The organism is Acetobacterium wieringae (assembly GCF_001766835.1).
Lineage (GTDB): Bacteria > Bacillota > Clostridia > Eubacteriales > Eubacteriaceae > Acetobacterium > Acetobacterium wieringae.
Map to the genome: position 1 here is coordinate 51895 of NZ_LKEU01000030.1, position 12808 is coordinate 64702.

Genomic DNA, 12808 nt, shown 5'->3' on the forward strand with positions numbered 1-12808 from the left:
AAAAATTTTATTAAATAGTCAGTATTGCGTTTGGGGTGTCGTCTTTATTTTGTCAAGTAAATACCGTTTTTTATACTTGATCCGGGCGTATTTGCCGATTTTATTGATTATCAGGGGATTGACCACCCCACCGATGACGCCGACAATGGGCAATCCTTGAATAAATTTGGCGGTCAGCAGGGTATTGGATAAAAGATCCGAGGTCTCCTTCATCACCGCATCCAGATCAATGCTTATGTGGGCGTGGGTATCGATATCCTGACCTAAGCCCTCGACTTTCTGATCGTAGGCTTTGCGCAGATCTTCTTTGGTCATGGCGGCGCAGATCAGATAAAGCAGGTAGGCTTTTTCTTCTGCCGTGGTGTACTGAAAACCGTAGGACAGGGCGATTTCATTGATGGTTTTAACAATGACGCCAAGAAACAGGGGAATATCCGGAAGCCCAATCCCCAACAAACCCAGAACACCGCCTTCAATGGCAGCAATGGATTCATTGATGGTTTTGGAGTGCTTTGACGATTTATCCAACTTAGTCAGATGTTTTCGATTCATATATTTTTCAATCGCATAATTATTTAAATCATATTCGATTTCAATTTTTTCTTTATTGACTATTTTTTCGATTAATGAACTGCCTTTTTCAAAGACCAGATGAAAGCCCATGTAAAAGGCAGCGTCCAGGGTTGACTTCAGCTTGGCTGGTATTTTATCCTGAATTTTATTGACCATCGGGGAAAAGTTTGATTTCATAAACGGACTGTCAGTCTGATTCAAAAACTTCTGTTCGTGTTTTTCCAGCATGGTCAGTTGTTTTGATAGGATCAGGTCTTTTTTCATTTTTGAAACTCCAATCAGTTGATTTAATAAACGCTATCTTATCCTATCATTCTATCAATTTTCTTTAATCAGAACTTAAACAAGCACTTAATATAATAAAAAGGTTAGCTGATTTTTCTGACCGGAAACTGGATTTCGGTTAGCCAGTCTTCGGCGGAATCCTTGTTCCAGAGTCCATCAATATAGGACTCCCGGGGATTGTCAATAATCTCATAGCCATTATTCTCAACCCATTTCAGCACCGCATTGTAGGCTTTGGGGAAGCCTTCATAGGGACCTTTGTGAAGGACGCAGGCAGCATGCTCGACCCGGTCGATGACTTTGAAGGTCAGCATTTCCGAATCAATCTTCTTTTCTGTAACGGCTTCGCAGATTTCCACATCCACATCGGTTTCCCGGTATTCGCCATCATGATAGATATTAAAACAGTATTCCGGAACCGCACAGACACAGCCCAGCCGTTCCATTTCGGCCCCCATCGGCGGCACCACATCAAACAGGGCATCGTAGCTGGAGATCACCGTCCGCATCGAGGCCACAATCACCTCGGGTAAGTCTTTTAAGATGATGTGGTAGTCGCAAGTGTCCGCATCTTTTTTTGCCAGATAGGATTCCACCTGGGCCAGGCGCAGGGTATCGGCGGCGATTTTTTTGATGAGCTCCAGCCGCTTTTTTTGAAGCAGTTCTTTTTCCGGGATCCCGCCCTGGACTTGTTTGATTTCGTCCAGGGTAAAGCCCATATCCCGCAGGGCCAGAATCTGGTGGAGCAGGGGGAGTTGGGATGAGGTATAATAGCGGTAGCCTGTCGTTTCTTCGATAAACGCTGGCGGCAGTAGGCCGATTTCGTCATAGTAGCGCAGCGCTTTGATGGTGACCCGGTTGATTTTAGAAAACAGTCCGATCTTATAATAGACGGTTTCAACGCGTTGACATTGATAGGTTTCGTTCATTTGTTTTCCTTTCTTATTCCCAACGGAAGAATCGGATGGATAAAATAATGCCCATGACCAGCGATCCAACTAACACCATCAGGGGAAGAAACAGGTTGGTTTCCAGTCCCAGACTGGTTGATTTCAGCAGGGCAATACCCTGAGTCAGAGGCAGAAAACTGGCCACGTTCTGGAGCGGTTGGGGAAAAATCTCAAAGGGAATGGTAGCTCCGGATAAAAACAGCATCGGGAAGTAGACAATACTGCAGACTACGTTGGCGGTTTTAACGGTGCGACACAGGCTGGCAATCAGCAGCCCAAGACTGTACATCGACACCATCACCAGCAGGTAAGACCCGAAAAATGCGAGCTTTCCGCCAATGATTTCATATCCGAAGAAGGTTCGGGCGACGGCGTAAATCAGCAGTGCCGAAACAAGTGATAGCAGCATGTTGATAACGGCATGAACCCATAATAACATAGTTGGACTCACCGGTGTCACAAAAAAATGTTTGAGAATTTTCTTGTCCCGATAATCGGCGATGGTCAAGGGTATGCCCATAAAAGCCGTGGCACAGATTCCTACGGTGATCAGAGCCCCGAACGAGCTTTGAATCAGGGTGTATCCGGCATCAGTGGGAGCGGGGTTTTGTCCGACAATCAGACCGATGAGGATCATTATGCCAACCGGCATACAGACTCCGAAAAAGATGCTGTCAATACAGCGCAGCGACAGTTTGCCTTCGACTTTTAGCAAGGTAAAAAATTTTTTCATATGGCGATTTCCTCCTTCATGAACCAGAGATAGGCTTCTTCCAGCCGTTTATAGGGGCTTTTTCGAATCAGCTCGGGTACGGTGTCAGTTACCAGAGTTTCGCCCCGGTTAATGATGCAGACCCGGTCACAGAGCACCTCCACCTCGTCCATGTAATGAGAGGTGAGAAACAACGTCAGTCCTTTTTCTTTAAGCGCCGTTAAAACCTGCCAGACCTCCCGCCGGGCCTCGGTGTCGAGCCCGGTTGTGAGCTCATCCAGAAAGAGTACCTCAGGTTGGGGGATCAGGGCCAGTAGTATCGACAGTTTTTGTTTTTCGCCGCCGGAGAGTTTGGCCACCGGTTGCTTGAGGTAGTGATCGAGCTTAAACTGCGCCAATAAGTCATAGTAATCAGCGGGTGACTGGTAAAGGGCGGCGATTTCTTCACAGACTTCACCCACTCGGATATTGCCCTGATAGCTGGAGGACTGCAGCTGCACCCCGACCCGCTCAAAAAGTTGCTTGCGTTCTTTTGTCGGGTCCATCCCCAGAACCTGAACCGAGCCGTTTTCAAATAACTTCAGTCCCAGGATACAGTCGATGGTGGTCGACTTTCCGGCGCCGTTGGGCCCTAAAAGACCAAACACCTCACCTTTTTTGACAGTGAGGTTTAAATTTTTTACCACAACCCGATTGCCATAGGATTTGTTTAAATTTTTCACTTCAATACAGTTTTTCATTGCTTCCTCCAATCATTTCTTGCTACAAGTTGAAGTATAAATGCTCCTCCACGGGGAGAGTCAAGGGTGATTTTTAAGTTTTTTTCAGTAGTAAGATTTAAAACGACTGGGCCAGTTAGCTGTTTAGATTGCTTTTATCCGGGTAAATAAGCAAATAAATAATTACACTTTATCTTGGGAGGAAAAAAATGAATAAAGACACGTTTGAAGAAAAATGGGAACAGATCAAAGAGGATGTACAGGAAAAATGGGAGAAACTGACAACTGAAGATCTGGAAGCGGTAAAAGGCAATGCTAAAGTGTTGGTTGATAAACTTCAGGAAAAATACGGAATGACCAGGGAAGCTGCCGAAAAAGCCATTGAGGATTTAAAAGAAAAATTCAAAAAATAAACGTCGCATAAGGTTTAGGATAAAAAGAAAAAGCACCTCGGTATTGAGGTGCTTTTAAGTTAATTAGCGATTACTTTGAAATGCCCGGATAGTTGATCCGGGGGCTGCGGAGCCAGCTGGAACAACCATCACTTCGATTGCTTCCAGACGATAGCCATAGCCTTCGGTACCGGAGCTACCACCATTTTTGGCCCAGTCCAACCAACCGATATTTTCAGCATGAACCCGGTAATAAACATCGTAGCGGGAAGCATCAGAACCAGTTAAACGGACTTCAATGGCTTCCAGGCGTAGGCCCTGATTAGAGGTACCACTGATTTCACCATCATGTTTCCAATCCTGCCAGCCGATATTTTGGATGTGGGTGCGATACTCAATGCCCAGATCATAGCCTTTGTTATCTACTTGAATTTCAATGGCTTCCAGGCGTTTGGATTCTCCGGAAGTACCACTGGTTTGCCCATTCATTTTCCAGCGTTGCCAGCCATAATCCTGGACATGGGTTTGGTAGGAACAGGTAATACTTTTTTGTGCAGAAACACTTAAGGCTGTGGCAGAAGTGTTTCCCGCACCATCATAAGCATAAATGTGTACGGAATAGGTTCCCAGCTCGTTATTGTGCTGGTTGTATGAAACCCGATAAGATGCGGTGTTGCCGCTAATGCTGGCCCGGTGCCAGACCAGGTCATCCTGTCCGTTGGCATCAGTCCAGGTGGGGAAAAGGACTGATGCAATACCAGAATCCGCATCAGAAACCTGACAGGTTATAGTGAAGCCTTCATCGTTGAGATCGGTTATCTGGGCATTGGCAATTGTCGGGGGGGTGGTATCACGGTCCGGTTCAGGTTCAAAGTCACCAAGATAAATATATCCCTGGAAGCCGCCAACAGAAACTGCATTTTCTGTACCAGCAGTAAAAGTGGTAGTATAAAAGTAAGAACCACTCCAAGACGACTCTGAAACAGTCACCTTATTTCCTTCAATTTTTTCGACAACCGCAACATGACCGCAGGAACTGCCGTCCCAGCAAAGAATGGCGCCGACTTTAGGGGTGGAGCCATAAGGGTAGGCACCGCTTCTGAGGTTGTAATCCCAAAACTCATTGGCGTTACCATTGCTTAAATTCGGTTTGCTGCCCAAAATTTCGTAGGCCCGGCCCCAGGCGTATGCGGTACAGTTTGGCATCCCATAGCCAGCCAGATAAAATATATTTTTGGAAAAGTAATAATCATTATCTGAAGCAGGTGCACTGAGTCGAGGTGAGAATACCGACGAACTATTTATGCCATCATTCAGGTAGGCTTCATCCGGCCAACCGGGATCGGCAGCCACATCACCGGGGAGCATTTCCCGGGTTTCAACAAATGGTTGGGCATCGATGGTCGTAACCACTGTTCCGCTATTATTGCTTTCTTCTGCCAACACAGCAACCGGGTAAATACCCAGAACTATCATTAGAACAAAACAAATAAAGACGCCACGATAAAACTTCATTTCCAGTATCCTCCCATATCTCTGTATTAATATAAATTTCGCATCGATAATGTATGTTTTAGAAATAATCGGCTTAATTTACAATAATTCCAATTAATTCGGTTACAATTCGTTACTTAAATTTTACACCCTAATTATAAATTTTGCAATGATTTACTATAAATTACAATAAAAAAAACTCAAAAAATGCAAGAATCATAAAACTGTCACATAAAGTTCGATTGTATTTCACGATCAGACATTAAAATATGGACAAAAAACGTCTGTAAAGGAGTGTCAGATTAAAAATTTGTTAAATTTATGTTAAAAGCGTTCTATTTTGGGAACTTATGGTGTAGAATGAGTACGGCAAAAAAACAGTCGAGTATGACATTCAAAAAAGACTTTTGAATGTGTAGAGAGAAACGGGGTATTCTTAAAAATATGACAATCACTTTATCGGATTTTATCAGCAGCATTGCCGGCAATCCAGCTTTGCTCATCATTGTAGTTTTAACCCTTGGGGTAATTTTGGTAAATGGTTGGACTGATGCGCCAAATGCTATCGCCACCTGCGTGTCCACCCGATCATTGGAGCCTAGAAAAGCAATTGTGATGGCGGCTGTCTTCAATTTCCTGGGGGTTTTTGTTATGACTGCCATCAATGCGACAGTGGCTCAAACGGTAGCCAACATGGTAAATTTCAGCGGTTCAGACGATGCGCTCATCGCTTTGTGTGCAGCCCTCTTTGCCATTGTGCTCTGGGCAACAGCTGCCTGGTATTTCGGGATTCCAACCAGTGAAAGCCATGCATTGATTGCAGGTATATCTGGTGCCGCCATTGCACTGCAAGGGGGAATTAGCGGAATTAATGGAGAAGCCTGGATTAAGGTCGTTTATGGGCTTGGGACATCGACACTGTTAGGGTTTGGGCTAGGTTTTCTGGTCGTAAAAATAGTGATGCTGATCTGTAAACAGATGTCTCGACAGCAGACAAATGTATTTTTTAAGAATGGTCAAATTGGCGCCGGAGCGGCCATGGCTTTTATGCATGGTGCTCAGGACGGACAAAAGTTCATGGGAATTTTTATGCTGGGGATATTTCTGGCACAGGGTAATGCTGACGCCACGAATTTTGTGATTCCAGTATGGATGATGATTCTATGTTCGTTGGTTATGGCCCTGGGAACCTCCATTGGGGGGATGAAAATTATCAAAACGGTTGGTATGGATATGGTTAAGTTGGAATCCTTTCAGGGTTTCAGTGCTGATCTTGCGGCAGCAATCTGTTTGTTGATTTCATCTGTTTTCGGATTACCTGTCAGTACCACCCATACCAAAACAACAGCAATCATGGGCGTTGGTGCCGCTAAACGGTTTTCCTCGGTGAATTGGTCAACAGTTGGAGAGATGCTTTTAGCCTGGGTATTGACTTTCCCGGGTTGTGGCCTGGTCGGATTTATCATGGCCTGGGTTTTTATGCAAATATTCTAAAACAACACTATCTTAAAAGGGAGACATTATGTCAAAAAAAGTTAAAACAAAAGGGTATAACTATTACAAGGAATTTATTGCTGTTTCTAATTTGATCGTGAAAGCATCCGAAATGCTCAATGAAACGCTTCAGGACTATGATCTTAAAAGCTTGGAGAAGAAGCTGGTCAAACTTCACGAAGTGGAACGAACCGCAGATAACCTCAAATATGAGATGATGGAATTTATGTACAGTGATTTTCTGCCCCCCATTGAGCGGGAAGATATTATCAATCTGGCCTGTGCGCTGGATACCATTATCGATCTGATTGAAGACATCCTCAAATATTTGGATATGTTCCAGATTGGAAAGATCACCCCGGAAATGTTTAAGTTTATGGATCTGATTGTCAGAAGTGCGACATGTCTGCATGAAGCGATCAAAGAACTGAAATCTTTTAAGAAACCAAAAACCTTAAATGAGGCAATTATTGCCATCAATCGATTGGAAAACGAGGGCGACGACCTCTATGTTCACTCGGTAAGACAGTTATTTATAGATAAACGGGATCATATCGAAACCATTGCTCTCATTCGTATTTATGATTATTTTGAAGAAAGCTGTGATTCTTTCGAGGATGCGGCAGATATTATTTCCAGCATTATTCTAAAAAACTCCTAAATCAGGGAAAATATAAGCGCCTGGTTTTAAGTAGCCATTTTATATACACCACCGTTTTGTTTTTGCAAAGCGGATGGTGTATTTTTCATTAACCTGTGATGCGTATTTACAGGCTTGATGTGAACGTACACAAAAACTATACAAACATTTACACTTTGTCTATTTACATATTATAATAACGTGATATACTATATCTAAATCAAAGATCATCAATCATTTTCTAATTTTAGTGATTTCGATCATTGAAAAGTAAATAATCGCACAGCTCACCAGTAAAATAAAAATTACCAGACTAAAGTAACCTATTAGCAAATGGTCAATTGATTCGTTTTAATGGCAGTGGGAAAAATTTGAATGAGAAAACAGATTGCTCCGAAATGAAGAGCGGTAATAACCTTAACAACTCTTAATAGAAATAGTCAAAGATCATTGGGGATCAGGAAATACCATTCGGTGAAGATGATGACGAAAAGATTTCTAAACGATTGTATGGGTTATTAATCCAATCTAAAGAGTAAGATGATTCCAAAAAGTTGGCGATATTTACAAAGATAAGTGATAAAAGATTTTTGATAAAATCAATAGGAGGAGTCCAAACGGATGACAACAGAGATTTTAGGCTAGGCCGGTTTTACAGATAAAAATGTAAAATCGGTCTTAGTCTTTTTTGGCTTAATACAAAGTAATGATGCTGATTATTGTAAAAAAGTTTTAAGGCCGGATCGTGGCCGGATTTAGGCGATAGGTGTTTATCGTTTTAATGACAATGCTGTTTTTTAAAAGCGAAACGGGGTATATTTAGTAACATCAGAGCACTAAATAATCGTAATTTATTGCCATGATAAAAAAAACGGAGGATATGATCATGAAATTACTGGTACCCATTGATGGTTCCAGGGCATCCATGAACGCCCTGAAAAAAGCCATGGAGATTGCCCGAAAATATGATTTTGCGATGAAGCTGGTGACAGTTGTGGAAGAAAACCATGTTACCAGTTATGGCAGAAACCAGAACTTCTGGCATCAGGTGGATGGTTCCATCATTTCAGCCGGTGGCGTCGAAATGGAGATTATGTCACAACTGGAAGAACGGGCCGCAGAGATGCTGGACACTATTGTGGCAGAATTTGATTTTTCCGGTATTGATCTGGAAAAATTAGTAGTGACCGGAGAACCTTCCATTGAAATTCTGGAAATCGCCAGGGAGGAAGCCTTCGATCTGATTGTCATGGGTAACCGGGGGATGTCAAAAATTAAGCGCTTTTTTACCGGTTCAGTTACCCAGCGGGTGATTTCAGAAGCACCTTGTCCGGTATTATCGATTCATGAGGATCTTAAATAATGCTTAAAAAGGTGACAAACGGTTTCTGTACCTTAGCAGAGAGAATGGCTTTAAATCGGCTTTACAAATCATTTGTAATATTTATACAAACGTTTACAAAAAATCTATTTACTTATTTCAAAAAGGTGCTATAATACAATTAATCAAAGATCAACTGATCATTTAAAAGTAAATAAGATCCAAGTTGTCAATAATTATAAATGAGATAATCAGCATCAACGTAAAAAATCGAGACTGATTAAATCAAATAAATTAACGGCAAAGGAAAAATTTGTTTTAAATAATTTTTAAAACAAATTGTGCTTAAATTAAAACAAGAAGGTAACCTCACAACGAATTAAATGAACGATGAATGAAAAATATCCTTGAAAAAAGAAAAGTTCTCACGGTTTCTGAAAGCCATATCCGATATTAAATTGGAAACGAGAAAATGTTCTGAAGTCAAAAATATCAAGTAAAAAATTTAGTAAATAATAATCGGGTGAGTATCAAACAAATCGAATTTTAAAAGCGAGAGCATCCTAAAAATTGGAGAAATTTACTTGAAAAGTGAAAAAAGAAGATTTTTGATAAAAAATCATAGGAGGAATCCAAACGGATGACAACAGAGATTTTGGACTAGGCCGATTCTACAGGTAAAAGCGTAGAATCGGCATTAGTCTTTTTTTGTTGCTAAAAATAGGATGTGGTTATTGGTGCCTTTGAAAGTCGGATCAATCTGACGAAGAGATAGTGCTGGAATCACGATGCACATTGAATTTGATTGCGGCCATTTTTTTTGGCCGAATACAGACTGGCATCAGCTGCTTCGAACAAGTCAGTTTTACTCATTTTAGGGGTGAACGGGGTAAAACCGATGCTCATGGTGACAACCTCATCAGGCATGGTATCAAAAACCGCCGTTTCAAGATCGGTTCGTATTCGCTCAAGAATTTCAAGACAGGCTTCCGGTGATTTTTCAGTAAAAATAACAGCAAACTCTTCGCCGCCGTAGCGGGCAGCAAAATCATTGGCTTCCAGATTATCACGAATGATAGCAGCAGCAGTGGCAATAACCTTATCACCGTTGCCATGGCCCTGGCGGTCATTAATCCCTTTGAACCGGTCAAGATCCATCAATCCCAGTGAAAGATTAAAGGGTTGTTTGCGACATTGGGCCACCAACTCATCCAGATACTCGTGAAATGTTTTATGATTGTATAAGTTTGTAGCCAAATCCATCTTTGTGAGCTTTTCCATGTAAATGTTACGGTATAAAAGTTCTTTTTCTTTTTCAACCGAGATAACCATATCGGTATAGACGACTGAAAATCGTTTTGTCAATTCCCGGGAAAGAAAATAAGAGCTCACCAGAATGGCGGAAAATGTCGTAACTTCAATTACTGACATCATTGACAGCGGGGGGAACAACAACTTCATGCCAACAAATACAGCAAGGGACAGATAAAAAGAGAAGTCAATCAGTTTGAGATCCAGAAAAAAAATCGAGATAAGCACGGGCATCAAAAAAAGCGAGAGCATTACGTAAAAAACAGGATAATGAACCATGAACAGAATCATGACAATGGCCTGACATCCAACGATGATAAAGTAAGGGGTGACAGTTGTATTTAAGCGAATCAGCTTTTTTAAAACAATAAGAATTATAACTTCAAGTAAAAGCGGGAATAGAAAGCGTTCCAGGAAAAAAGATTGGGGAGCCAGACTGGAAAAAAACAGATTAAGCAGTGTCACTGACGATGAAACGCCAATGGCAATCCATAAATATGTAATGATGTGTGTGTACCAATTCTTGTTTAAATGCAAAATGCTGGCCTCCTTTATAGATATTAACACATCCTGGTCGGGTTAACCATAAAACGATTATGGATGCAACCTTTTTTCGGAATCTGGATGATATGGCTCATATTGTAACATTTAACCGGTTTGTTTTTCAAGGTGAATAAACACGATATGGGAAAAAAGAAAAAATAACGATAAAGCATCGTTATTTTAATTTTGAGATAACTATAATTGGATAAAATTCAGAAATAGTCGAATAAAACTTAAAAAATTTTACCATTGTTAAAGAATACCCATAAGCGGACAATTGCAACGCAAGAACAATTGACGACTAATTGTCGCTTATTCGTCCATCATTTGTTCCTTCAAATACTTATACATCTGGCTGAAATCGTTGAGTTCATCCTCGGATGTTGCGCTGCGAAGGGCTTCGATTTCAACAATATTGGTCACAAAAATATCCACCAGTTTGGGTTCAAAAAATTTTCCTTTTTCTTCGAGGAGATAAGCTACAGCAGATTCCTGAAACCAGGCCTCTTTGTAGGAGCGGATACTGCTAAGCGCATCGTAGACATCCGCAATCGCTGTAATTCGTGCAAAGATATGGATGTCCAGCCCTGATTTACCGCTGGGATAGCCACCGCCGCCCCACTTTTCGTGATGTTCGAGAGCTACCAGAGAAGCATAACGGAGCATTTCCCGCTCGGAGCTTTTCAGAATTTCATAACCGATATTGGTGTGATACTTCATGATTTCAAACTCCTGCTCCGAAAGGCGGCCGGGTTTATGAAGGATATTTTCACCGATCCCGATTTTTCCGACATCATGCATGGGTGATACCGCAGAGAGAATCGTCACATCACGCTCGGAGAGTCCGTACTCCCTGGCCAGATAGGCAGAAACCCGGGCGACCCTTTTGACATGGTTAGCGGTTTCGAACGAGCGGGTTTCAATGACAGCGCCCAGTTTAGAAATCAAAACCTTCTGAGTATCCACAATTTCCTGGTTCAAATCAGCGATTTCGACCGTTTTCTGGTTAAGAATATTCTTTTCACGAATGGCATAGAGGAGGAGACCAATAATGGTGATCAGTACCCCGGTGATCACAGAGAATAAAATAATCAAGTTTTTGTTTTTTTCAAAATAGGAGACCGGTTTATTGATTACTGTAGCGCCTTCCGGAACATAACTCAGTTGATATGTTTTTAGAACATTATAATCAAACATATATTGATAATGTGAACCATCCTCATAAACTAAGGGTGAAACGGATTGTCCGGCCCAGAGATCAAGCAGCGTATTGGCGGCACTTTCGCCATATTTATAGGAAGAAGCAACGTAGCCACCAACCACTCCAGTACCAAGGTAGAAATCCCAGAGTGCATACACCGGGTTCTTGGCGTTTTTTAAAATGTACCGGGGAACTTCATCATAATGGTAGGTTATACCATTTTTATCCCGAGAATACAAGACATAGAAAAACAGATCGGTGTCACCGCTATTATCAACGATTGTTTTGAGTTCCTCCGGTGTTTTGTCAAAGTAGTGTTGACTTTCATATTCCGGGTATTTTTCGGCAAGCATGGACACGATGTCTGAGCGCATTTCGTTACTGGTGGTGGTTTCATCATAAATAAAATGCAGCGTTTTAATAGCTTTTGCTTGATTTTGTTCTAAAGCCAGGGCAACATTCTTTGACACATCCGGCCGTTCTTCGATAATGACCATACCGGGAATCCCCTGACTGTAAGGTCTCAGAGAATTGATGCCCGTACTGACAACATAAGTGGTATTGGGCCAGATTGTTTTGCCATACTGATTGTAAAACAGCAGGGCATCATCATCACAAAGGATAATACCATCCAGTGAAACCTGCTGATATTTTTGAGTCATTAGTTCAGCCAGGGCTTTAAAATTATCAGCATCTAGACTGCTTTTTGTATCTAGAAATTCATACCGGATGCGAACCTTTTCTCCTGAATCAAAAAGTACCGCTTCAATTCCTTCTTCCAAAACTCGAGTATGGTAATAATCCCGTTGATAGGACTGAACAATCAAAATCTCTTTAGTATAGATTCCCAGATCATTGGTCGTTGCGAAGACCGCTGGAGAAAGCAGATAACAAAAAAGACCAGTAAAGAATATGAACAATATGATGCGCAACTTTTTCATTGATTTAGCCTCCAGTTAACAGTCTTTGTAATATTTATACCAATAAATTTTGCTCTTAAACAAGCGGGTGCATCCATAGAAGACTAATTATTATAATTAGTAAAGGGATTTCTGGGTAAGTATAAAGCTAATTGGAGTAAAAGGCACTGAAGTTTAGATAAAAATATGCCAGGCTTGTTTTAGAGGTGTTAATCAGGTGGTGCTTCAAAAATACCTAAGTATTTTGGATGAT

The 12808-nt window shown here is 41.5% G+C and carries 11 protein-coding genes; 4 read left to right on the forward strand and 7 right to left on the reverse strand.

The window, feature by feature from the left end; all coding sequences use genetic code 11:
• Positions 1–18 precede the first annotated feature (18 nt).
• From ACWI_RS09865 to ACWI_RS09880, 4 genes are all read right to left on the reverse strand, one after another.
• The gene (locus tag ACWI_RS09865) at positions 19–837 is read right to left on the reverse strand and encodes an EcsC family protein (protein WP_070371277.1); all 819 of its coding nucleotides are present in this window, start codon (positions 835–837) and stop codon (positions 19–21) included.
• A gap of 104 nt (positions 838–941) precedes the next feature.
• A complete protein-coding gene (locus ACWI_RS09870; protein WP_070371278.1) occupies positions 942–1787 on the reverse strand; it encodes a MerR family transcriptional regulator in 846 nt (281 codons plus the stop codon).
• A gap of 13 nt (positions 1788–1800) precedes the next feature.
• Complete coding sequence (locus ACWI_RS09875; RefSeq protein ID WP_070371279.1) at positions 1801–2541, reverse strand: ABC transporter permease; 741 nt, start codon at positions 2539–2541, stop codon at positions 1801–1803.
• Complete coding sequence (locus ACWI_RS09880) at positions 2538–3260, reverse strand: ABC transporter ATP-binding protein (protein ID WP_070371280.1); 723 nt, start codon at positions 3258–3260, stop codon at positions 2538–2540. Before ACWI_RS09880 ends, ACWI_RS09875 begins: the two co-directional genes overlap by 4 nt.
• Positions 3261–3448: 188 nt before the next feature.
• Between ACWI_RS09880 and ACWI_RS09885 the strand changes: the two genes are divergently transcribed.
• Complete coding sequence (locus tag ACWI_RS09885; RefSeq protein ID WP_070371281.1) at positions 3449–3652, forward strand: CsbD family protein; 204 nt, start codon at positions 3449–3451, stop codon at positions 3650–3652.
• Between the two features lie 63 nt (positions 3653–3715).
• Here ACWI_RS09885 and ACWI_RS09890 read toward each other — a convergent pair whose 3' ends face one another.
• Positions 3716–5146: a GBS Bsp-like repeat-containing protein gene (locus ACWI_RS09890; protein ID WP_070371282.1), complete on the reverse strand. Its 1431-nt coding sequence runs from the start codon at positions 5144–5146 to the stop codon at positions 3716–3718.
• Positions 5147–5569: 423 nt separating this feature from the next.
• Between ACWI_RS09890 and ACWI_RS09895 the strand changes: the two genes are divergently transcribed.
• From ACWI_RS09895 to ACWI_RS09905, 3 genes are all read left to right on the forward strand, one after another.
• Positions 5570–6619: an inorganic phosphate transporter gene (locus ACWI_RS09895; protein WP_070371283.1), complete on the forward strand. Its 1050-nt coding sequence runs from the start codon at positions 5570–5572 to the stop codon at positions 6617–6619.
• A 28-nt stretch (positions 6620–6647) separates the two neighbouring features.
• Positions 6648–7280 carry a DUF47 domain-containing protein gene (locus ACWI_RS09900; RefSeq protein WP_070371284.1) on the forward strand — a complete coding sequence of 211 codons (633 nt, stop codon included), beginning with the start codon at positions 6648–6650 and terminating at the stop codon, positions 7278–7280.
• Between the two features lie 865 nt (positions 7281–8145).
• Complete coding sequence (locus ACWI_RS09905; RefSeq protein ID WP_070371285.1) at positions 8146–8622, forward strand: universal stress protein; 477 nt, start codon at positions 8146–8148, stop codon at positions 8620–8622.
• A 741-nt stretch (positions 8623–9363) separates the two neighbouring features.
• Here ACWI_RS09905 and ACWI_RS09910 read toward each other — a convergent pair.
• Together ACWI_RS09910 and ACWI_RS09915 are read right to left on the reverse strand one after the other, a co-directional pair.
• The gene (locus tag ACWI_RS09910) at positions 9364–10428 is read right to left on the reverse strand and encodes a GGDEF domain-containing protein (RefSeq protein WP_070371286.1); all 1065 of its coding nucleotides are present in this window, start codon (positions 10426–10428) and stop codon (positions 9364–9366) included.
• 318 nt (positions 10429–10746) lie between these two features.
• Entirely contained in the window at positions 10747–12576 is a 1830-nt protein-coding gene (locus ACWI_RS09915; protein ID WP_070371287.1) for an HD domain-containing phosphohydrolase, read from the reverse strand.
• Positions 12577–12808 lie beyond the last annotated feature (232 nt).

Bases quoted from the DNA above. Each gene is read 5' to 3' on its own strand.
- ACWI_RS09905 (WP_070371285.1), top strand. From the start codon at position 8,146: ATGAAATTACTGGTACCCATTGATGGTTCCAGGGCATCCATGAACGCC.
- ACWI_RS09870 (WP_070371278.1), bottom strand. From the start codon at position 1,787: ATGAACGAAACCTATCAATGTCAACGCGTTGAAACCGTCTATTATAAG.
- ACWI_RS09895 (WP_070371283.1), top strand. From the start codon at position 5,570: ATGACAATCACTTTATCGGATTTTATCAGCAGCATTGCCGGCAATCCA.
- ACWI_RS09915 (WP_070371287.1), bottom strand. From the start codon at position 12,576: ATGAAAAAGTTGCGCATCATATTGTTCATATTCTTTACTGGTCTTTTT.
- ACWI_RS09890 (WP_070371282.1), bottom strand. From the start codon at position 5,146: ATGAAGTTTTATCGTGGCGTCTTTATTTGTTTTGTTCTAATGATAGTT.
- ACWI_RS09880 (WP_070371280.1), bottom strand. From the start codon at position 3,260: ATGAAAAACTGTATTGAAGTGAAAAATTTAAACAAATCCTATGGCAAT.
- ACWI_RS09900 (WP_070371284.1), top strand. From the start codon at position 6,648: ATGTCAAAAAAAGTTAAAACAAAAGGGTATAACTATTACAAGGAATTT.
- ACWI_RS09865 (WP_070371277.1), bottom strand. From the start codon at position 837: ATGAAAAAAGACCTGATCCTATCAAAACAACTGACCATGCTGGAAAAA.
- ACWI_RS09885 (WP_070371281.1), top strand. From the start codon at position 3,449: ATGAATAAAGACACGTTTGAAGAAAAATGGGAACAGATCAAAGAGGAT.
- ACWI_RS09875 (WP_070371279.1), bottom strand. From the start codon at position 2,541: ATGAAAAAATTTTTTACCTTGCTAAAAGTCGAAGGCAAACTGTCGCTG.